General features: G+C 30.9%; 24 protein-coding genes and 1 tRNA gene. 20 read left to right on the top strand and 5 right to left on the bottom strand.

Annotated features, from left to right (window positions below):
* Window positions 1-26: 26 nt before the first annotated feature.
* The 4 genes from recF to dnaA all read right to left on the bottom strand — a co-directional run bounded on the left by recF (window position 27) and on the right by dnaA (window position 4,130).
* Window positions 27-1,115 carry a DNA replication/repair protein RecF gene (gene recF, locus H8S00_RS07810; RefSeq protein ID WP_118590162.1) on the bottom strand — a complete coding sequence of 363 codons (1,089 nt, stop codon included), beginning with the start codon at window positions 1,113-1,115 and terminating at the stop codon, window positions 27-29.
* Complete coding sequence (locus H8S00_RS07805; RefSeq protein WP_021953617.1) at window positions 1,115-1,318, bottom strand: RNA-binding S4 domain-containing protein; 204 nt, start codon at window positions 1,316-1,318, stop codon at window positions 1,115-1,117. Before H8S00_RS07805 ends, recF begins: the two co-directional genes overlap by 1 nt.
* Window positions 1,319-1,335: 17 nt before the next feature.
* Window positions 1,336-2,436 (bottom strand): DNA polymerase III subunit beta, encoded by a 1,101-nt coding sequence (gene dnaN / locus H8S00_RS07800; protein WP_118590164.1) that lies wholly within the window; start codon window positions 2,434-2,436, stop codon window positions 1,336-1,338.
* Window positions 2,437-2,726: 290 nt separating this feature from the next.
* Window positions 2,727-4,130, bottom strand: coding sequence for a chromosomal replication initiator protein DnaA (dnaA, locus tag H8S00_RS07795; protein WP_118590166.1), 1,404 nt, complete (start codon window positions 4,128-4,130; stop codon window positions 2,727-2,729).
* Window positions 4,131-4,660: 530 nt separating this feature from the next.
* On the opposite strand from dnaA, the gene rpmH reads away from it, so the two are divergent.
* From rpmH to H8S00_RS07710, 17 genes are all read left to right on the top strand, one after another.
* Window positions 4,661-4,795, top strand: a complete 135-nt coding sequence (gene rpmH, locus H8S00_RS07790) for a 50S ribosomal protein L34 (protein WP_021953614.1) — start codon at window positions 4,661-4,663, stop codon at window positions 4,793-4,795.
* 52 nt (window positions 4,796-4,847) lie between these two features.
* A complete protein-coding gene (gene rnpA / locus H8S00_RS07785) occupies window positions 4,848-5,201 on the top strand; it encodes a ribonuclease P protein component (protein WP_021953613.1) in 354 nt (117 codons plus the stop codon).
* A gap of 81 nt (window positions 5,202-5,282) precedes the next feature.
* On the top strand, window positions 5,283-5,525 hold the full coding sequence (gene yidD, locus H8S00_RS07780) for a membrane protein insertion efficiency factor YidD (protein WP_021953612.1): 243 nt from the start codon (window positions 5,283-5,285) through the stop codon (window positions 5,523-5,525).
* 16 nt (window positions 5,526-5,541) lie between these two features.
* Entirely contained in the window at window positions 5,542-6,789 is a 1,248-nt protein-coding gene (locus tag H8S00_RS07775; RefSeq protein WP_118590168.1) for a YidC/Oxa1 family membrane protein insertase, read from the top strand.
* A gap of 11 nt (window positions 6,790-6,800) precedes the next feature.
* Window positions 6,801-7,430 carry an RNA-binding cell elongation regulator Jag/EloR gene (gene jag / locus H8S00_RS07770; RefSeq protein WP_118590170.1) on the top strand — a complete coding sequence of 210 codons (630 nt, stop codon included), beginning with the start codon at window positions 6,801-6,803 and terminating at the stop codon, window positions 7,428-7,430.
* Between the two features lie 115 nt (window positions 7,431-7,545).
* Window positions 7,546-8,922, top strand: a complete 1,377-nt coding sequence (mnmE, locus tag H8S00_RS07765) for a tRNA uridine-5-carboxymethylaminomethyl(34) synthesis GTPase MnmE (RefSeq protein WP_118590172.1) — start codon at window positions 7,546-7,548, stop codon at window positions 8,920-8,922.
* Between the two features lie 17 nt (window positions 8,923-8,939).
* Window positions 8,940-10,823 carry a tRNA uridine-5-carboxymethylaminomethyl(34) synthesis enzyme MnmG gene (gene mnmG, locus H8S00_RS07760; RefSeq protein ID WP_186840361.1) on the top strand — a complete coding sequence of 628 codons (1,884 nt, stop codon included), beginning with the start codon at window positions 8,940-8,942 and terminating at the stop codon, window positions 10,821-10,823.
* An 82-nt stretch (window positions 10,824-10,905) separates the two neighbouring features.
* Window positions 10,906-11,625 carry a 16S rRNA (guanine(527)-N(7))-methyltransferase RsmG gene (gene rsmG, locus H8S00_RS07755; protein ID WP_118590176.1) on the top strand — a complete coding sequence of 240 codons (720 nt, stop codon included), beginning with the start codon at window positions 10,906-10,908 and terminating at the stop codon, window positions 11,623-11,625.
* Window positions 11,626-11,656: 31 nt separating this feature from the next.
* Window positions 11,657-12,130 carry a hypothetical protein gene (locus tag H8S00_RS07750; protein ID WP_118590178.1) on the top strand — a complete coding sequence of 158 codons (474 nt, stop codon included), beginning with the start codon at window positions 11,657-11,659 and terminating at the stop codon, window positions 12,128-12,130.
* Window positions 12,131-12,455: 325 nt separating this feature from the next.
* Window positions 12,456-13,211 (top strand): ParA family protein, encoded by a 756-nt coding sequence (locus H8S00_RS07745; protein WP_021953605.1) that lies wholly within the window; start codon window positions 12,456-12,458, stop codon window positions 13,209-13,211.
* A gap of 103 nt (window positions 13,212-13,314) precedes the next feature.
* A complete protein-coding gene (locus H8S00_RS07740; protein WP_186840360.1) occupies window positions 13,315-14,250 on the top strand; it encodes a ParB/RepB/Spo0J family partition protein in 936 nt (311 codons plus the stop codon).
* Between the two features lie 49 nt (window positions 14,251-14,299).
* Window positions 14,300-14,770: a DUF4446 family protein gene (locus H8S00_RS07735; RefSeq protein WP_021953603.1), complete on the top strand. Its 471-nt coding sequence runs from the start codon at window positions 14,300-14,302 to the stop codon at window positions 14,768-14,770.
* 270 nt (window positions 14,771-15,040) lie between these two features.
* Window positions 15,041-15,529: an RNA polymerase sigma factor gene (locus H8S00_RS07730; protein ID WP_207721411.1), complete on the top strand. Its 489-nt coding sequence runs from the start codon at window positions 15,041-15,043 to the stop codon at window positions 15,527-15,529.
* A 25-nt stretch (window positions 15,530-15,554) separates the two neighbouring features.
* Window positions 15,555-16,415, top strand: coding sequence for an RsiV family protein (locus H8S00_RS07725; protein WP_118590184.1), 861 nt, complete (start codon window positions 15,555-15,557; stop codon window positions 16,413-16,415).
* Between the two features lie 33 nt (window positions 16,416-16,448).
* Window positions 16,449-17,339, top strand: a complete 891-nt coding sequence (locus tag H8S00_RS07720) for a polysaccharide deacetylase family protein (protein WP_158576908.1) — start codon at window positions 16,449-16,451, stop codon at window positions 17,337-17,339.
* A gap of 175 nt (window positions 17,340-17,514) precedes the next feature.
* Entirely contained in the window at window positions 17,515-17,976 is a 462-nt protein-coding gene (locus H8S00_RS07715) for a LytTR family DNA-binding domain-containing protein (protein WP_118590188.1), read from the top strand.
* On the top strand, window positions 17,976-18,698 hold the full coding sequence (locus tag H8S00_RS07710) for a LiaF transmembrane domain-containing protein (protein WP_118590190.1): 723 nt from the start codon (window positions 17,976-17,978) through the stop codon (window positions 18,696-18,698). Before H8S00_RS07715 ends, H8S00_RS07710 begins: the two co-directional genes overlap by 1 nt.
* Before the next feature lie 66 nt (window positions 18,699-18,764).
* Here H8S00_RS07710 and H8S00_RS07705 read toward each other — a convergent pair whose 3' ends face one another.
* Window positions 18,765-19,502 (bottom strand): phosphotransferase, encoded by a 738-nt coding sequence (locus tag H8S00_RS07705; protein WP_118590192.1) that lies wholly within the window; start codon window positions 19,500-19,502, stop codon window positions 18,765-18,767.
* A 195-nt stretch (window positions 19,503-19,697) separates the two neighbouring features.
* Here H8S00_RS07705 and serS point away from each other — a divergent pair, with 195 nt between their 5' ends.
* The 3 genes from serS to H8S00_RS07690 all read left to right on the top strand — a co-directional run bounded on the left by serS (window position 19,698) and on the right by H8S00_RS07690 (window position 21,664).
* The gene (gene serS / locus H8S00_RS07700; protein ID WP_118590194.1) at window positions 19,698-20,981 is read left to right on the top strand and encodes a serine--tRNA ligase; all 1,284 of its coding nucleotides are present in this window, start codon (window positions 19,698-19,700) and stop codon (window positions 20,979-20,981) included.
* A 75-nt stretch (window positions 20,982-21,056) separates the two neighbouring features.
* Window positions 21,057-21,128: transfer RNA gene (locus H8S00_RS07695), tRNA-Arg, on the top strand.
* Window positions 21,104-21,664: a VanZ family protein gene (locus H8S00_RS07690; RefSeq protein ID WP_366459628.1), complete on the top strand. Its 561-nt coding sequence runs from the start codon at window positions 21,104-21,106 to the stop codon at window positions 21,662-21,664. Before H8S00_RS07695 ends, H8S00_RS07690 begins: the two co-directional genes overlap by 25 nt.
* The last annotated feature ends 13 nt before the right edge of the window (window positions 21,665-21,677 follow it).

Here is a 21,677-nt window from a genome sequence, read left to right as displayed (position 1 = left end):
TAACTCCTTTCCGTTTAACTATTTTTTTAAACCATTTTTTCAGATACGGTACCTTCCGTAACCTGAAAAACCTTATTAATTTTGAATCTGTTCTCTATAAATTCATCAAGTCCCGTGCATGTAATAATAGTCTGAATATTATCAAGGCTTTTAAGAAGATGATTTTGTCTTTTTGAATCTAATTCTGATAAAACATCATCTAAAAGCAACACAGGTGTATCATTTATCAATGATTTTACTAACTCTATCTCCGCTAATTTAAGTGATAGGGCTATTGTTCTTTTTTGTCCCTGACTTCCGTAAGTTCTAATATTTTTTCCCCTGTTAAAAAACAAAACATCGTCTCTGTGTGGGCCAACGGAAGTGTTTTTATACTTTATGTCTTTTTCTCTATTTGTCACTATTTTCTCATATAAATCATCTGTTTCACAATTTTTCTCATATATAATTTCTATATCTTCCTGATTATCCGTCAGTTCATTGTGAATAGGTATAAGAATATTACTTATTTCTTTTATAAATTCTTCTCTTCTTTTTATAATTTCACCACCATATTTTGCTAACTGCATATCCCAGACATCTAAGGTCTGCTTTAGTTCCGGTTTGAAATATAAATCTTTAAGAAGTTGATTTCTCTGGCTTAAAACTTTGTTGTAATTTACAAGATTATACACATATATCTTGTCTAACTGACAAAGCTCCATATCTATAAACTTTCTTCTTTCAGAAGGACCATTTTTTATGATATTTAAATCTTCAGGTGAAAAAATAATTACATTAAAAACGCCAAATAGCTCACTTGCCTTTTTTATGGGAATACCATTTATGGCAATTCCCTTTGACTTATTTTTTCTTAAATGAATATCTATCCGCTGTTCTCTTCCATTTTTGTTAATGTGAAGTTTTATGTGACCTTCATCACTGTCAAAATTAATTAACTCAAAATCCTTGTTGCTTCTATGAGATTTTGTTGTGCTACACATATATATAGCTTCTAGTATATTCGTCTTTCCCTGAGCATTGTTACCATATAAAATATTTGTCTGCTTATCTAAATCCAGCTCTAATAATTTATAATTTCTAAAATTACTTAGTTCTAATTTTGTAACTATCATTATTTTACTGTAACCAATGTTCCTTCAAATTCAAAATTGTCACCGGAGTAAAGCTTCTTTCCTCTTCTGGTATCCACCTCTCCATTAACCTTAACCTGTCCATCCTGAATTACAAACTTTGCATCAACTCCTGAACCTACAAGACCTGCAAGTTTAAGAGCCTGTCCTAATTTTATATATTCATCCTTAATGGTTATTTCCATTTTAATCTTCCTTTCCGCTACTGTACAACAGGAAGCACGATATAAATGTAGCTGTTTTCCTCATCTCTGATAAAGCATGGTGCTTTAGGATTAGTAAAGAAAATGCTTACCTGTTCCTGGTCTAAAACCTTCAATATATCTATAAGGAATTTAGGATTGAAACTAATCATTATATCTGAACCTTCTTTAGATATAGGAATACTTTCATCCATAGAACCTATAAATGTATTAATGGATAATTCCATTTCAGTATCTTTAATTGTCAAAAATACCGGTTTCTTGTCACCTTCTTTTATAAGAAGTGTGGCTCTGTCAATACAGTCAGCCATTTCTTTTTTATTTATGGTGATCTTTGTTTTATAATCGTTACTAATCATTTTATCAGTGTCAAAATAATTAGTTGCCTCTATTAATCTTGAAACTACAATTGTATCATCAAACTCAAACAAAATATGGTTATTTGTAAAGTAGATATTAACATCATCATCAACTCCACCGTTTAATATTTTACTAATTTCATTTAATGATTTTCCCGGAACTAAAACCTTAAAATCACCGTACTCTTCTTTTAACTCAATATTTCTAATGGCAATACGGAATTTATCAAGAGCTACAACTTTTAATTTATTTCCATGAACTTCAAATAACTCACCTGTAAGGAGTTTATTTTTTTCAGCATCATTTATAGCAAAACTTGTTTGTCTGATTACTTCTTTAAGAGAAAACTGTGAAATTGTGATTTTGTTATTCTTTTCAATAACAGGGAGATAAGAAAAATCCTCTGCAGACTTTACAAGAATATTAAATTTAGCATTTTCACAGGTTATATTAGCCTTTGTTTCATCATTTACTTCTATTAATACATCATTATCAGGAAGCTTTCTTACAATTTCTGAAAAAATCTTTGCATCAATAGCAATACTTCCTGCTTCAATAATTTCTCCTAATACCTTTGTTTCAATACCAAGCTCCATATCGTTGGCTGTCATTTTAATTTCACCTTCAGTAGCATCAATCAAAATACATTCTAATATAGACATGGTTGTTTTAGATGATACGGCTTTCATTACAATATTAATACCTGATATCAAATCTGATTTTTTACAAACTAACTTCATAAGTACTCTCCTTCATTTAGAAAATTTAGCTATAAATATATAAATAATATTTTAATAATAATAATAAGCTGTGTTAATATGTTAAAAACTTTAGAAGTTCCTTTATAATAAAGGGAAAAACAAAATAATAACATGTTAATAACATGAAAATAATTAACAAGATATTAACAATAACCCATGGTTTAAATGTTAAGTAATTATCATCCGTAAAAAGTTATTATCACGTTATTAACATGCTATAATCACTGTTATTAACGTAAAAACGCGAGTTATTAACAAAGTTATTAACATTAATTTGGGTTAATTTTCTTTTTAAGAACATCAATCATGTTTCTAACGTTATCATCTTCCTCAATTTCGTTCTTAATCTTTTCGTATCCAAAACTAACGGTAGCGTGATTATTCTTTTTAAGGGCTGCAGCTATAGTTGATAATTTCTCATCAGTATAAACTCTGCACAGATACATACATACCTGACGTGGATATGCAATTTCCTTGCTTTTCTTCTTAGAACAAATGTCCGCAGGAGAAATCTGGAAATGCTCTGCTACAATATTTATAATGTAATCACATGTTATTTTGTTTTCTTTATTTTCAACCTTTAATGTTTCAGCTGCAAATTCCGCAGTTATTTCAGAATCATTGTTAATCTTAGAAAAAGCTATAACATTATTAAGGGAACCTTCAAGTTCACGGACATTTGATACAAAGTGTGTGGCAATGTAATCAAGTGCCTTTAAGAAATTAACACTGAAAGTATCATCCTTGTCATCTGTAAGAATATATCCCTTTGATTCAGCATGCTTTCTAAGAATTGCCATACGGGTTTCATAGTCAGGACTTTGCATATCTACTGTAAGTCCCTGCTGGAAACGGCTTTTTAGTCTGTCAGCAATATCTTCTATTTCTTCAGGTCTTCTATCTGATGTTATAACTATCTGTTTATGCTTTAAAAAGAGATTGTTAAAAATGTTAAATATCTCTTCCTGGGTTCTGTCTTTTTTTGAAATAAACTGAATATCATCTATAAGCAAAACATCAACGTTACGATATTTATTTCTGAATTCAATAATTTCTTCCTGACTTGTCTGTTTAGCACGAAGTAAATCAATAACTTCGTTGGTAAAGGATTCAGTATCTGTGTACAAAACCTTTGCTTTTTTATCCTGCTTCAAAATATAGTTTCCTATAGACTGAAGAAGGTGGGTTTTTCCAAGACCTACACCTCCGTAGATAAAAAGGGGATTATATACTTCTCCCGGAGAATCTGCAACGGCAAGGGATGTAACCTGAGCGGCTGCATTGTTACCAACTACAAAAGAATCAAAAGTATACTTTGAATCTAAGTGAGCTTCGTGTATTCTCTTTTCAAGTACTAAATCCTCATCATTTACTGCAGGAATAGATGAAACTTTCTTTTCTTCATCATCTCCCGGCAATACAATTTGTAATTCGATGTCTTCTTCAAGAACCACGGAAATGGAAATCTGAAGAAAATCGAAATATTTTTTATTAATATATTGAAGACTTGCGCTTCCGCTTCTTCCGGTAAAAACAAGAGTCACGACATTGTTTTCAAAAGATTTTACTTTTAGTGGTAAAATAAACGTTTTGAAAGAAATATCCTGTATATCATACTCCTGTTTGAAAAAATCCAATATTTCAGACCATTTTTGTTGTAAAATGTCTATCATAAAGACCTCCTAAAATGATAAAAAGGCTCAAAAGCCCATACAGTAATATAATACACCAAAAAAGGTTCATTTTCAATAGATATAAATAATAGGAAGAAAGAAAAAAAGCAGGATATAATAGTCATATTTAACAATTAACAATTTGAGGATTATTTAATGCGATTTACATAAAATTATTTTGGATTTACATAATATCGACAGTTATCGACAAAATAAATTAAAAGTTATTAACATTAAAAAATGGAAAATCCGAAAAAATGGGCATAAAAGTTAAAAAAATGGGCAAGTTATTAACATTCTATTAACATCGCGTTGATAACTTATGTTAAGTAGAGGTAAAATTATGTAAATCAAATGTAAAATTAAATAAAATCAAAGAATTATAAAAAATCGGGGATATTGGGTAAAAGTGTGAAAAAGGGTTGAAATTAATGGAGAAATGTGGTTTAATTAATGCTTGACTACGAATATTCTTACATTTATAATTGTAATGATGTTTTACTATAGAACAGAAAAGGAGGTGCCGGATTATGAAGATGACATTTCAGCCAAAGAAAAGACAGAGATCAAAAGTTCATGGATTTAGAAAAAGAATGAGCACAGCAGGCGGTAGAAAAGTTCTTGCCAGCAGAAGAGCAAAGGGAAGAAAGAAATTATCAGCTTAGGTCGCATTCAATGTGACCTTTTTTCTTTGCCATTTAACAGGAGAAAATTATTATGAATAGTTTAAAAAAGAATTATGATTCATTAAAAAAAAATAGTGATTTTCAAAATGTTTACGCAAACGGAAAGTCAATGGCAAATAAGTATTTAGTTATGTATGTTTTATCTAATGATTTAAGCATTAACAGATTAGGTATTTCAGTAAGTAAAAAAGTAGGAAATAGTGTAGTGAGACATCACCTGACCCGCTTAATCAGAGAAAGCTACAGATTAAATAGCAGTATGTTCAATAGTGGTTTGGACATAGTCGTGGTAGTGAGAAATACTGCCAGGGACAAATCTTATAAAGAAATCGAAAGTGCACTAATGCACTTAGGAAAAATTCAGAAGATTTTAAATAACATTTAAATTGATTATTTGAAATTAAATTTGTAACTAATTTGAAAATAGGCTTTTGACTGCATAATTTAATTGATTAGAGGATTTAATATGAAGATTTTTAAATTAATATCTAAGGCAATCAATTATACATTAATAGGAATGATAAAGTTTTACAGAAAATATTTATCTCCCATGAAGAGAACATGCCATTGCAGGTATATTCCCACATGCTCCCAGTATGCAGTAGAGGCTTTACAAAAATATGGACCATTAAAGGGGTCATATCTCGCCATTAAAAGGATACTCAGATGTAATCCTTTACATAAGGGTGGGTACGATCCAGTTCCTTAAAAGGTAGGAGGATTAATTGGATAATTTAATATTAGCTACACAGACAGGTGGTATTTTAAAACCTTTTGCATGGATTTTAGGTAAAATACTTGAAATTATTTATGATTTGTTTTCAACAATGGGAATTTATAATATTGGTTTTTGTATTATATTATTTACTATTGTTGTAAGAATGCTTATGCTTCCAATGCAGATTAAGCAGCAGAAGTTTTCAAAGCTTAATTCAGTAATGACACCTGAAATTCAGAAAATCCAGAAGAAGTATCAGGGAAAGAAAGACCAGCAATCCCAGTTGGCACAGCAGGAAGAAATTAAAGCAGTATATGATAAGTATGGAACATCTCCTACAGGAAGCTGTTTACAGTTATTAATACAGATGCCTATTCTTTTTGCACTTTACAGAGTTATTATGAACGTTCCGGCATATGTTAAGCCGGTTAAGGATTTATATTTACAGGTTCTTAACGGATTAAATGCTACACAGATGAAGCAGTTTTTCGGAATTGATGGTTTAGCATCCGGTTTATCTCAGGATAAGATAAACGGTTGTATTGATGCAATGTCAGGCTACACAAGTTCAGGTAGTGGAGTTAAACTTTCAGATGGTGTTACATTAAGTAAAATCTTAGAGGTTGCCGACAAAGGTGTAGCAGATAAGATAGAAGGAATTAATAATTTCTTTGGATTAAATTTAAGTATGTCACCTAGTGGAATGTTTAATGCAGGAATGATTTCAATTATTGTTGCACTTATTATTCCTATTTTATCAGGTTTATTCCAGTTTTTAAGTGTTCAGCTTTCACAGAAGCTTAATGGAGCTGCTATGGATTCAGCAGATAATCCAATGGCAAGTTCAATGAAGATAATGAACATTATGATGCCACTTATGTCAATATATATGTGCTGGATTTTATCAACAGGTATTGGTCTTTACTGGATGGCAGGTTCACTTATTATGATGTTACAACAGATATTTATTAATATCCACATGAAAAAAATAGATGTTAATGATATTATTGAGGCAAATAAGGAAAAGGCAGCTGCAAAGGCTGAAAAGCGTAAGCAGAAAGAAGGAATTTACAGAGATAAGGTTCTTGAAGCTTCAAAAACAAATACAAAGAATATTTCCGGTAATTCTAAGATAAGTGCTTCTGAGAAAGAAGAAAAAATCAGAAAAGCAAAGGAAGCTGCAGCAAATAAGCCAAATTCTATGGCATCTAAAGTGAATATGGTTAATGAGTATAATAAACGTAATGAAAAATAGAGGTAAAAATAATGGAATTTAAAGAATATAATGGAAAAAATGTTGACGAGGCAGTCACAAAAGCATGTGTAGACCTTGGTGTACCAACAGAAAAGTTAGAATATGAAGTTATAGAAAAGGGAAGTAACGGATTTTTAGGAATTGGTAGTAAACCTGCTGTAATAAAGGCAAGAAAGAATGCTTCTACAGAAGGTATTATCAGAGAATTTCTTGGCAAAGTATTCGAGGCAATGGAACTTACAGTTAAGGTTGACATTGACATAAGGGAAGAAGAAAAAGAAAACATTGCAAACATTAATGTTATTGGTGATGATGTTGGAATCCTTATTGGAAAAAGAGGACAGACTCTTGATTCATTACAGTATCTTGTAAGTTTAGTTGTAAATAAAGAAAGTGACAAGTTTATAAGAGTTAAGCTTGACACAGAAAATTATAGAGAAAGAAGAAAAGCAACCCTTGAAAATCTTGCAAAGAACATTGCAATTAAGGTTAAGAGAATAAGAAAACCGGTTGCTTTAGAGCCAATGAATCCATATGAAAGAAGAATCATTCATTCAGCTCTTCAGAATGACAGATATTGTACAACAAGAAGTGAGGGAGAAGAACCTTACAGACACGTAGTTGTTGTTTTGAAAAAATAATAATATGGAATTTTAAATGCTCTTCACATAAAGTGGAGGGCATTTTTCTTTTACTAAATTGTATATATGTGATATACTTTAAATTTAGTAAAGTTTAATTTAGAAAAGGTGTATTATGAAGATAACAGAGACTATTGCAGCGATATCTTCATCTGCTGGAAATTCAGGAATAGGTATAATAAGAATTAGCGGTGATGAGGCAATAGAAGTTGCAGACAGAGTTTTTAAATCCCATAAAAATATTAGGTTAAAGGATGTAGATTCCCATACGGTTCATTATGGACATATTGTTGATGGAGATAAAATTATAGATCAGGTTTTAGTTATTGTTTTAAAAAATCCACATTCTTATACCGGGGAAGATACGGTGGAAATTGATTGCCACGGCGGAATGCTTATACTTAAAAAGGTATTAGAACTGGTATTAAAGAACGGTGCTAAAGCTGCAGAACCGGGAGAATTCACAAAGAGAGCTTTTTTAAATGGAAAGTTGGATTTGTCTCAGGCAGAAGCAGTTATGGATTTAATAAATTCAAAGAATAATTTTGCCCTTGACAGTTCAATTAATCAGTTAAGGGGAAATATATCTGAGGAAATAAAGGAATTAAGAAGCAGCATAATATATCACATTGCTTTTATTGAGTCAGCATTAGATGATCCGGAGCATATCAGTTTAGATGGATATGAGGATGAAATAAATGAAATGTTAAATGATAATATTTTAAGAATAAAGAAGATGATTAAGTCCTTTGATAATGGAAAAATAATGAAGGAAGGAGTTAAAACTGTTATTCTTGGGAAGCCCAATGCAGGAAAATCATCACTTCTTAATTTAATGCTTGGTGAGGAAAGGGCTATTGTAACGGATATTGAGGGAACTACCCGTGATACTTTAGAGGAAAATATTAACCTTGGAGGAATAAGTCTTAAGATAATAGATACTGCAGGAATTAGAAATACTGATGATAAGGTGGAACAAATAGGTGTTAACAAAGCAAAGGATATGGCTAAGGATGCAGACCTTATTATTTTTGTGGCAGACGGTTCTAAAGAGTTAGATGATAATGACAGGGATATTATTAACATTATTGAAGATAAACCGGCTATTATATTAATAAATAAGTCAGATATTAACACGGTTATTGACATAGATGCCTTAAAAGAAAGTTCAAAAAGGGATGTAATACTTTTTTCAGCAAAGGAAGGTCATGGAATTGATGTACTTGAAGATAAAATTGAAAAGATGTTTTACTCAGGGAAAGTAACATACAATGACCAAATTTATATAACTAATGCAAGACATAAAGAAGCACTGGATAATGCATATGATAGTTTGTGTCGTGTAAAGGAATCAGTTGACGCAGGTATGCCGGAGGATTTTTATTCAATTGATTTAATGGATGCTTACGAAAGCTTGGGACTAATAATAGGGGAAAGTGTGGAAGATGACCTTGTAAATGAAATTTTTTCTAAATTTTGTATGGGAAAATAATTATTGGAGATAAAAAAATGCCGAATGTAGTTGAAAATTATGATGTTGTAATAATTGGTGCAGGTCATGCAGGATGTGAAGCGGCCTTAGCTTCAGCAAGACTTGGACTTAATACTATTGTTTTTACTGTAAGTGTTGACAGTATTGCTTTAATGCCATGCAATCCTAACATTGGAGGAACATCTAAAGGACATCTGGTAAGAGAACTAGATGCTTTAGGTGGTGAAATGGGTAAAAATATTGACAAGACTTTTATACAGTCAAAGATGCTTAATAAATCAAAGGGACCAGCAGTTCATTCCCTTAGAGCCCAGGCTGATAAGCAGGATTATACAAGAGAAATGCGCAAAACTCTTGAAAATACTGACAATTTAACAGTGCGACAAGGTGAAGTTGCGGAAATTGTAGTGGAAGATGGTGTAATAAAGGGCGTAAAGACTGTATCCGGTGCAACTTATTACGCTAGATCAGTAGTTTTGGCTACAGGAGTTTATTTGAAAGCTAAGTGTATTTATGGGGATGTGTTCCAGTACACCGGCCCTAACGGACTTATGGCAGCTAATCATTTAACAGATTCTTTGATTAAGAATGAAATTAAAATGAGAAGATTTAAAACGGGAACCCCTGCAAGAGTGGATAAAAGAACTGTTGATTTTTCAAAAATGGAAGAGCAGTTTGGGGATGAAAGGGTAGTGCCGTTTTCATTTTCAACAGACCCTGAAAGTGTACAAAAGGAACAGGTTTCGTGTTGGCTTACTTACACTAATGAGGAAACTCATAAAATTATAAAAGAAAATATTAACCGTTCACCGTTATTTTCAGGAATGATAGAGGGTACCGGCCCAAGATATTGTCCATCAATTGAGGATAAGGTAGTTAAATTTGCAGATAAAAACAGACATCAGGTATTTATAGAGCCAGAGGGATTGTATACAAATGAAATGTACTTAGGTGGAATGTCATCATCACTGCCTGAGGATGTTCAATATGCAATGTATCATACAGTTCCCGGACTTGAAAATGCAAAAATAGTTAGAAATGCCTATGCAATAGAGTACGATTGTATAGAATATGGACAGTTGTTACCTAATTTGGAGTTTAAAAATATTAAGGGATTGTTTAGTGCAGGACAGTTTAACGGAAGTTCGGGATATGAGGAGGCAGCTGCTCAGGGAATTATTGCGGGAATTAATGCTGCACGTTTTGTTCAGAACAAGGAATCAATTATTTTGGACAGATCTCAGGCGTATATTGGAGTTTTAATTGATGATTTGGTAACTAAAGAGAGCCATGAACCTTATAGAATGATGACTTCTAGAGCAGAATACAGGTTATTGTTAAGACAGGACAATGCTGATTTGAGACTTACAAAGATTGGTTATGAAGTCGGATTGGTTTCTGAGGAAAGATATAAGTATGTTTGTGAGAAAGAAAGGTTAATTGAAGAAGAAGTTAAACGTTTGGAAAATTATAAGGTAGGTGCAGCAAGAGAAAATCAGGAGATATTAGAGAAACTTGGAACTACACCTCTTAAGACAGCTACAACTTTAGGGGAATTAATAAGAAGACCTGAGTTAAATTATGATTTAATAAAAGAGTTGGATAAAGATAGAAAAGAATTGCCTTATGATGTAATAGAACAGGTTAACATAAATATTAAATATAATGGTTATATTGAGAGACAAAAGAAGCAGGTAAAGAATTTTAAAAAATTGGAAAATAAAAAGATACCTGAAGATTTTGATTATAAAAAGGTAAAAAGTCTGCGCATAGAAGCCGTACAAAAGCTGGAGTTTTATAGACCTGTTAATATAGGACAGGCATCAAGAATTTCCGGAGTTTCACCGGCAGATATTTCGGTTTTGCTGATTTATATGGAACAAATGAACAGAAAACACTAGAATATTATGTAAACCGTAACTGGTTAATATAAATAAAATTATGTAAACTAATATGATTTAATGAAAATTAATGGAGGAATAGATGATTCAGGGGCGTAAATTGCTAGAACAGGGATTAATTCAATTAAATATTCAATTTACTGATAAACAGATTGAACAATTTATGAAATATTATGACTTGTTAATAGAAAAAAATAAGGTAATGAATCTTACTACAATTACAGATTTAAATGAAGTAATGACAAAACATTTTTTAGACAGTGTTTTAATTTCAAATGTTTTAGATATGTCTGATTTTTATACATTAGTGGATGTGGGAACAGGTGCAGGTTTTCCGGGAATCCCTATTAAAATATTATTTCCTCATTTAAAAGTTACATTAATTGATTCTCTTAACAAAAGATTGAAATTTTTAGATGATGTTATAAGTGAACTGGAACTTGATGGAATTGAAACTGTACATGGACGTGCTGAAGATTTAGGAAATAATGATTTATACAGAGAAAAATATGATTTATGTGTTTCAAGGGCAGTGGCTAATTTATCTACTTTAAGTGAATATTGTATTCCTTTTATTAAGAAAGATGGTGTTTTTGCCAGTTATAAGGCATCAGACAGTGAAGAAGAAATAAATAATTCAAAAAACGCCATTAAAATATTAGGTGGAAGTATTAGTAAGGTATGTGAAATTGCTTTACCTGGTACAGAGGTAAAGAGAAATATAGTAATTATTAAAAAGGATAAATGTACATCAAAAAAATATCCAAGAAAAGCAGGTACTCCATCTAAGGAGCCATTATAATTGATTTATTTCTTTAATAAATGGAGGATATATGTTAGAAGAATATTTAAATAGTAGAAAACAAATGATGCTTGATAGAATAAATGAATATTCTGAATTGCTGGAACATAATAAAATTGAAAAAGAGGAAGCTTATAATAAGATAGATGAATTAAATTCTCTTATAGATGAGGCATCAGAAATATTTTCTTCAAAAGCCAGAATTGATAGTGAACATAAAAACAATGAAGTTAATAAAATTAAAGAGAAGATAGAATTAATAGAATGTGAAAATAATAATTTGAAAATTAAGATGGCAAAAGCATCAAAAGAATTAGTTGATATTCAAAATAGTATTAATGAATTCAAAAGTGATTATGTTTCACGTGAAACAAAGTATAAAAGAAGAAGACCTACAATTAAGAAGGAGGTTATGGATAAATTAAAGCTTTGCAAGGACATTGTTTCTGTGGATAGCAAAAGAGCAGCAGTTGAATTAGATGAAATATTAAAATTATTATCGTAAGTACATAAAATATTGAGGATATGCCCTAGGGCATATCCTTTTTTGATAATAATCCTTGTGTTATTATGTTTCACGTGAAACACAAATAAGAACAACATTTGGGTTAATATATGGCAAAATAGGCATATTTAAGGATTGTTTCACGTGAAACATTAAAAATAAGAAATATTTAGCACAAATTTGGAGATATGTTATGGAAAATCCTATTTACATATGATAAAATATATCAGCAGGAAACATAAGGAATACTAAAATTAATGAAAGGATAGAAGTCAATAGAAAATTGTGCAAATTTATTGGCTTTATATAGAGATAGGTAGGTTATATGGGTAGAATTATAGCTATTGCCAACCAAAAAGGTGGAGTTGGAAAAACAACGACATCTATTAATTTGTCTTCTTGTTTAGCAGATTTAGGAAAGAAAGTATTACTGGTTGATATTGATCCTCAGGGAAATGCAACAAGTGGGGTTGGAATTATTAAACAAAATTTAGAAAATACAGTTTATGAATTATTTCTTGATGAATGTACCATATCAGAGTGTTTAACAAAAAGCGTTGTGGATAATTTAAATGTACTTCCGTCAAATGTAAATTTGTCAGGTGCAGAAATTGATTTAATTGGAGTTGAAAACAGAGAATATATTTTGAAGAATGTTCTAGACCAGATAAAGGACTTGTATGATTATATTATAATTGATTGTCCTCCTTCATTAAATATATTAACAGTTAATGCCATGACTGCAGCTGATTCGGTAATTGTCCCTATTCAGTGTGAATATTATGCGTTAGAGGGACTGTCTCAGTTAATTCATACAATTAACCTGATTCAGGACAGACTTAATAATGACTTGGAAATTGACGGAATTGTATTTACAATGTATGATTCAAGAACAAATTTATCATCAGATGTAGTTGAAAATGTAAAAAGTAATGTACATATAAATATATATGATACAGTTATTCCAAGAAATGTAAGATTAGCAGAGGCACCAAGCTTTGGTCTTCCAATACATATGTATGATGGAAAGTCAGCAGGAGCTGTTGCATACAAGAATCTTGCTAAGGAAATAATAAAATAAAAATATTAATTATAAAGTTAAAATGATATTAATATATAAAAATCACAATAAAATTATCAAATATATATTATTATTATTATAACTAAAATGTAAAGGAAAAAGTATGGCAGTAAAAAAGAAAGGTTTAGGAAGAGGAATTGATTCGTTAATTCCTCAGACAGATACAGGTAATAAAAAAGAAAAGGTTAAGGAAAAGCCGGTTGTTAAAGAAGTAATAAAAGAGGTTGTAAAGGAAGTAAAGGTTCCTGTTCCGGCTGAAACTATGATGAAAATTTCAGATATTGAGCCTAATAGAGATCAGCCACGTAAAAATTTTGACAAAGAGGCATTAGATGAACTGGCAGATTCTATCAGACAGTTTGGAATTATTCAGCCTATAGTTGTTCAGAAAAAGGATGATTATTATGAAATAATTGCAGGAGAAAGACGATGGAGAGCTGCAAAGCTGGCTAAAATAAAGGAAGTTCCCGTTATTGTAAAGGAGTATACTCCTCAGGAGGTAATGGAAATTGCCCTTATTGAAAATATTCAGAGAAGTGATTTAAATCCTATTGAAGAGGCACTTGCATATAGGAGTCTTATTAATGAATATAATCTTAAACAGGATGAACTGGCTAAAAGAGTTTCAAAGTCAAGAGTAGCTATAGCAAATTCCATGAGATTACTTAGATTAGCTGAACCGGTTCAAAATATGCTGGTGGAAGGTCAGATTTCAATGGGACATGCAAGGGCATTGCTGGCATTAGAATTAGAGGATTTACAGGTTGATGCTGCAAATACAATTATGGAAAGAGGCTTAAGTGTAAGAGATACAGAGAAGCTTGTAAAGTCAATTTTGAATCCAAAACAGTCAAAACTTCCAATTCCTAGCAGTGAAGAGGCTATATATTCAAAACTTTCCGATAAATTAAAGGAAATTATGGGTACAAAGGTTTCAATTAATCACAAAAAAGGCGGAAAAGGTAAGATTGAGATAGAATATTACTCTCAGGAAGAATTAGAGAGATTATTGGAATTATTTAATGGTATACAAAACTAAATTAATGTTATAAACTATAACTAATCTATAATCAGAAAAGGAGTTAGAAATGAACGATTATATATATATGGGAATAATAGTCGCAATGTTTGTAATATTTATTATTCTTCATATTAAACAAAATAACAAAATAAAGAGACTTATGAACAGATATGAGAAGTTTATGAAAGGAAAAAATGCTGAAAATCTTGCAGATGCAATAGAAGAGAATTTTCAGCAAATGGATAAACTGGAAATATCACATCAGAAAAATGAATTAAAGATGGAGCAGGCTCTTCAAAATATAACAACAACATTTCATAAGTTGGGAATTGTTAAGTATGATGCCTTTAAGGAAATGGGTGGTAATTTAAGTTTTGCTCTTTGTTTGTTAGATGATACAAACACCGGATTTATTTTAAACACCATGCATGGACGTGACAGTAGTTACAGTTACATAAAGGAAATTATAAAAGGTGAGGCGTACGCAACACTAGGTGAAGAAGAAAAGGAAGCTTTAGAAAAAGCAATTAATTCATAATTTAAACAAGAATGTGGTACAAAAATGCTACATTCTTTTTTTATTTTATAAAAAGTTGTAATTATATGAAAAGTGGGAGGTTCAGACTATATATTATGAGAAAAAAATAATAGTAATGAATATAGGCAATAAGTTTATAGGATATATTGAATGACCTCTCATAATTGGAAGATAGGGGAGTTGAAGTGTAGAAGAAAAATTTTTTAAAAAAAATGAAACTTTTTGGTACTTTGAATAGTCTAAATAATATAAAGAATAAAGGAGATAAAATTGAAAGAGAAAAAAGAAGATATAATTAGTAAACTTCTTATAAATAATTATGACAAATATTATCACATAGCATATAGTTATACACAAAATAAAAATGATGCACAGGATATAGTACAAGAAGGAGCATATAAGGCTATATATAATTCGAAAAAATTGCGTCAGGTAAAATATGCAGATACATGGATATGTAAAATTATTATAAATGAAGCAATTAGTTATATCAAAAAAAACAGGTTTAATTGGGATAAAGATATTGTAAGTGAAATGAAAGATGAAAAAGATATGTTTAAAATTGAAGACGATAAGATTGAATTGAAACAGGCGTTGGATAAATTAACAGATAAAGAAAGGGCTGTAATTGTATTAAGATATTTTGAAGAAATGAGTTTAAATGATGTTGCGTACATTTTAGGTGAAAACTTAAGTACAGTAAAAAGTAGAATATATAGGGCACTTGAAAAGTTAAAAGAGTATATGATAGTTAAATAGATTGTGATATGAAGGAGAAATTAAGATGGTAAATGATGAAATGTTAAAAAAACTAAAAGATCAATATATTGGAGTTGAAGTTCCTGATGATGAAAAAAATAAATTAAATGAAATTTTAGAGTATGCTAAGATAGATAGAAAAAGAAAAAGAAAAAAAGTTATAATTACAAGATGGATGATTTCTGTTGCTGCATTGTTGTTAGTTGTAATTATGCCAAATACAAATGAAACATTAGCATCATCTTTAAAAAATATACCTTTGGTGGGAAATATTTTTAGTGTAATAACAGTTAGAAAATATGATGAAGACAAAAATATCAAAATTAATATGGCAAAAATAGATTCTAATGGAGATATTAAAAATAAAAAAACAGTTGAAAAGTTAAACAATGATATAAAAAAATATACAAACAAGATAGTAAATCAATATAAAGTTGATTTAGGTTCAAGTGGATTTAGTGATTTATATATGGATTATAAAATTGTTATTAATAATGATAAGTGGTTTACAATAGCATTTACAATAAACGAAACCAGAGCAAGTGGATATGAATTTCATAGATATTACAATATAGATAAATCAAGTGGAAAAATTGTTAGTCTAAAAGATATATTTAAGGAAAAATCTGATTATATAAAGATTATAAGTAATGATATAAAACGACAAATGAAACAGCAAATGTTGACTAAAGACGTTGTATATTTTATTAAAGATAATGGTATTTCTACAGGATTTAAAGAAATCTCAGGTAATCAAAACTATTATATAAATAATGAGGGAAATATAGTAATAGCATTTGATGAGTACGAAGTAGGACCAGGATGTACAGGGGCACCTAAGTTTGTAATATCAAAAGATATAGTAAAAAAAATTTTAAATAATTAAGAAACATAAATATAAATGATGGAGATGAATAAGATGACAAGAAATGAAAAAAAACAAAGGAGAATAAGACAACTTAAAATACGTGTGATATCCACGTTATTAATATTTTGTTTGGTAATTGTAGCAGGCGGTTGCGCTTTAATAGAAAAAAATAAAGAGAGTAAAAAAGTTGTCAGAGTTAATGGTGGAGTTGTTGAAAAAACAAAGAATGTTGCAGATAACAGTGAAAATACTTCAACTGAAACAAAGGAAGAAACCAGTAAAACTGAAGAGAAAACAACAAAAGATAATAAAAGAGTAATTGATCCTAATAAACCTATGATTGCTTTAACCTTTGATGACGGACCGGGGGAGAGAACCCTGGAATTGTTGGAAACATTGGAAAAATACAATGTGAGAGCTTCATTTTTTATGTGTGGCACAAGTCTTTCCAGAAACGATATAAAGGTGGAAGAAATTTTAAAGAAAATGGATGAATTAGGATGCGACATGGGAAATCATACAATGGATCATCAGTCATTGCCAACATTATCCTCCCAAAAAATTAAATGGGAAGTGGAAGGGGTTAATGATTTAATTAAGAAACATGTAGGACATGGAGCTAAATTTGTGAGACCACCTTACGGAGCAGGAATCAGAGATAAGAAGGTAAGCAAATATGTAAAGGCACCTATGGTTTGCTGGTCTGTGGATACATTGGATTGGAAGACAAAAAGTAAAAAGGAAACAATAAGGTCTGTTATGAATGATGCTCATGATGGAGATATAGTGTTAATGCATGACATTCATGGATGGACAGTAGATGCAGTAAAAAAGATTATTCCAAAACTACTAAAAAAGGGATATCAGTTAGTTACAGTGTCTGAAATGGCAGAGGCTAAAGGCTGCAAACTGGAAAATGGAAAGCCATATTTTGAATTCTAATAGATATAAGAACCGTTATGTTAAATTAAAAACTTAGCATGGCGGTTTTTATATGCAAAAAATCAACCTGTCACAGGAGATAATTAACCTGTTGCCTAAATACTATTTACATTTATATAGTAATAAAATAAAATTCTAATTAGAAACAGAGAGGTTTAATTAGTAGGAAAGTTATATGAAGGTTATCATTGATATTGATGAAAATTGCATAGAAAACCAGGTAATAATAAAGTGTTTAAAATTTGACGAAAAAATTGCCATGCTTCAAAGAAATATAAGCAATAGTTTATCTGAAAACATTAAACTTGAGCTATATAAGGATCAGAAGGATTATTATATTGATATTGAGGACATTTTGTTTTTCCAGACAGAAGGAGACATGGTTAAGGCACATACAAGGGATGATATTTTTGACACAGGTTACAGACTTTATGAACTTGAGAAAATATTGCCATGGACATATTGCAGAATTTCAAAGTCTGCAATATTAAACGTAAAAAAGGTATATGCAATTACTAAAAATATAACTGCTTCAAGTGAAATAGAATTTAAAGACAGTCATAAACACGTATTTGTTTCACGAGGATATTTTAAACCTTTAAAAAGTAAATTAGATGAAATAAGGAGTAAAGAATAATGAAAAGAAAAAATATTTTCTGGGGAATAGCACTTATAGCTATTGCGGTAATATGGATAATTACCAAATTAGATATATTTCCCGGTGTGCAATTTGGAAAAATAGCGTTTACATTGCTGTGGGCAGCATGGCTTGTAAAGGGAATTTTGGATAGAGGGTTTTTCTCTATTTTTATGAGTATTGCCTTTCTTGGAATTGTATGGCAACATGAATTAAAAATAGAAAGTATCACTCCATGGCCGGTTGTAGGCTCGGCAATATTGTTAAGTATAGGATTTTCACTTATATTCGGAAACAAGGAAAGACGTAACTGGAAAAAGGCGTGTAAAAAGGGATATGACGAAAAAGATGGGTATGGAAATTTTACCTCAAGTCATGCAGAGGGAGAAAATATAGTTCACGTAACTAAATTTTCAGGGGCTGAAAAGTATATTGACTCTAAAAATTTAAAAAGTGTGGAAATTATAAATAAGTTTGGTGGTTGCGAAATTTATATGGATAAGGCAGTTCCGGCGGGCAATGAGGTTTACGTGAGAGTTGAATGTATGTGTGGCGGAGTTGAAATATATATTCCAAAAAGCTGGAAGGTTAAAAATCTTACAACAGCGACTTTAGGGGCATTGGATGAAACCGGGCACTATGAAGGAGATGCAGTAAATGATACTGTTGTTGTTTTATCAGGTACTATTAAATTAGGAGCAGTGGAAATAGTAAGGGTATAAAATAAAATGATTTTTAGCATAGAAAAAGCAGGGTTTCTACAAACTCTGCTTTTTTCAATGAAAATTTTAATATTCCACAACTGATATGAAACTTTTTAATATTTTTATTTCTTCAGGATTATTTTTTGCAATTCTTGCTGCGGCAACAATAGGAATCCAGTTTTGAACGTAACGCTTGCTTGTGCTTGTTGCTTCGCAGAATTTATCCAGATATGATTCTGCCAAATCAGGCATATTAATTTTCATCCACAAATATGTTCTGGCAACATCGGCACTGGCATTTCCCTGGGATGCATGATTCCAGTCAAGAACACAAGCCTCACCTTCATTAATAATAATATTATGAGGTGTTAAATTACCGTGGCACAATTTCCTATGACGTGGACAGGTGTTTAACATGTCAATAAGGTCTATTTTAAGATTTTTATCCAAGTTGGAAAACTTAATATAATCTGCAAATTTTTCCTTTTGGAATGGCAGTTTATCAAGTCTGTTTTTATGAATTGATGTTTGAATTTCAATCATTTTATCTAAATATTTATCAGCATTATCAGGGTCTGACTGTATCATGGAAAACAAAGTAGTGCCCTTTATAATAGAAGATTTAAAATACCATTTTCCATCCATCACAGATACTTCTTCTATAGAAGGAACATTGATGCCTGTTGTTTCAACCATAGATGTAATAAAAGATTCCAAAAATACATCAGTTTTCTTATAATTTTTATTAAAAATCTTATAAGTATTATTTCCATCAGTATAAATACTGTTATTTCGTCTTTCGTTTACTAATTCAAGATTCATATGTTTTACCTTCTCCTAAATAAAATGTATTATTATAATGAAATTAAGAATAGTATAACATATATTGACGATGTTTGCCATAATCCTTGCAAAAATAGGAGGTTAGGGGTATAATCGAAATACCGTGAAAAGATTGTTAATAAGAGTCATTCCGTGTTAATAACACAAATAGAAAAGTGACTCGTAGGAGGAGAAATGTTAGATATAAAGTTATTGAGAAATAATTTTGATGAAGTTGCAAAGGCTTTATCTACAAGAAACGAAGATTTTGATTTAAGTCTTTTTAAGGACCTTGATGAAAAGAGAAGAAATCTTTTAAGTGAGGTTGAAGCATTAAAGGCTAAGCAGAATACTACATCTAAGTTGATTCCACAGTATAAGAAAGAGGGAAAAGATGTTGCACCTATTATGGCAGAAATGAAAGAAATTTCAGATAAGGTTAAGACATTAAACGCTGATTTAAGTAAAGCAGAAGAAGACTTAAACAACTATATGCTTACAATACCTAATATTCCTCATCCTTCTGTTCCGGCAGGAATGACAGATGAAGATAATGTAGAAATAAGAAAGTTCGGTGAGCCTACTCATTTTGATTTTGAGCCAAAGGCACATTGGGATTTAGGTGCGGATTTAGGAATACTTGATCCGGAAACAGCAGCTAAAATAAGCGGTTCAAGATTTACAGTATACAGAGATTTAGGTGCAAGACTTGAAAGAGCCATTGTAAACTTCTTCCTTGATACACATACATCAAAGCATGGTTATACAGAAGTATTTCCACCATTTATGGTTAGCCGTGAGAGCATGACAGGTACAGGACAGCTTCCTAAGTTTGAGGAAGATGCATATAAGGTACAGGGAGATGGAAAGGAATATTTCTTAGTTCCTACAGCAGAAGTTCCTGTAACTAATATGTATAGAAACCAGATTTTAGATGGCTCACAGCTTCCAATTAAGCACTGTGCATATACAGCATGTTTCAGAGCTGAAGCAGGTTCAGCAGGTAGAGACACAAGAGGACTTATAAGACAGCATCAGTTTAACAAGGTTGAGTTAGTTAAGTTCTGTAAGCCGGAAGATTCATATGATGAATTAGAGAAACTTACAAGAGATGCAGAAGATGTATTGCAGATGCTTGGACTTCCGTACAGAGTTGTTAAGATTTGTATTGGAGATTTAGGATTCACAGCTGCAATGAAGTACGATATTGAAGTTTGGATGCCAAGCTACGGCAGATATGTTGAAATTTCAAGTTGCAGTAACTTTGAAACATTCCAGGCAAGACGTGCAAACATTAAGTATAAGGATAATGCAGGTGATAAAGCTGAATTTGTTCATACATTAAACGGAAGTGGCGTTGCAGCCGGAAGAACAACAGCAGCTATTTTGGAAAATTATCAGCAGGCAGATGGAAGTATTGTAATTCCTGAAGTTTTAAGACCTTACATGGGTGGACTTGAAAAAATAGAAGCAAAATAGTATTATATATACTGGTTAAAAAATAAAATGCCGGTTATGGATTACGGGTTTTTCCATAGTCTTAAGCCGGCACTTGTTCTCATAGTTAAATGGATATAACAAGTGCCTCCTAAGCACTAGTTGTGGGTTCGATTCCCGCTGGGAACATTATAAAATGCAGCAATGGTTGTAGATTCATTGCTGCATTTTATGTTAATACGTTTGTATGGAAGATAAAAGAAATAATTGCTTTATTATTAATATGCTTTTATTTTATTTTGATAATTTATAAAACTCAGTTTCCAATCTTTATTAATAATGAAGTTATGGAAACTGAATTAGGTGGAATAAAATTGGGCAGGGATGTTAATTTGATTCCTTTTAATGATTTTGCTCATATGACAAGTCTATTGAATATTGTTATGTTTATTCCGATAGGATTTTTGCAGGGATTTGTAGTAAAGAATAATTGGAAAAAAACTATTATTGTGGGATTTATTTTAAGTCTTGTAGTCGAGAGTTCACAGCTGTTAGTGAATATGTTAATAGGATATAATTTTAGAACCTTTGATGTTAATGATTTAATTTTTAATACTATTGGAGCTTTAATAGGGTACTTAATATTATTTGGAATAATATCATTGTTAAAAAAAGTAAAAAGTAGTGACAATAGAATCATTGAGTACATTAAATCAAGAGGATAAAAGTTGAGAAAAT

Origin of the sequence: Eubacterium segne (assembly GCF_014287775.1) — a bacterium.
Classification (GTDB): Bacteria; Bacillota; Clostridia; order Lachnospirales; family Lachnospiraceae; genus Eubacterium_G; species Eubacterium_G segne.
Note: the sequence above shows the minus strand (reverse complement) of the source record. Positions and strands in the feature narration are given on the sequence as shown.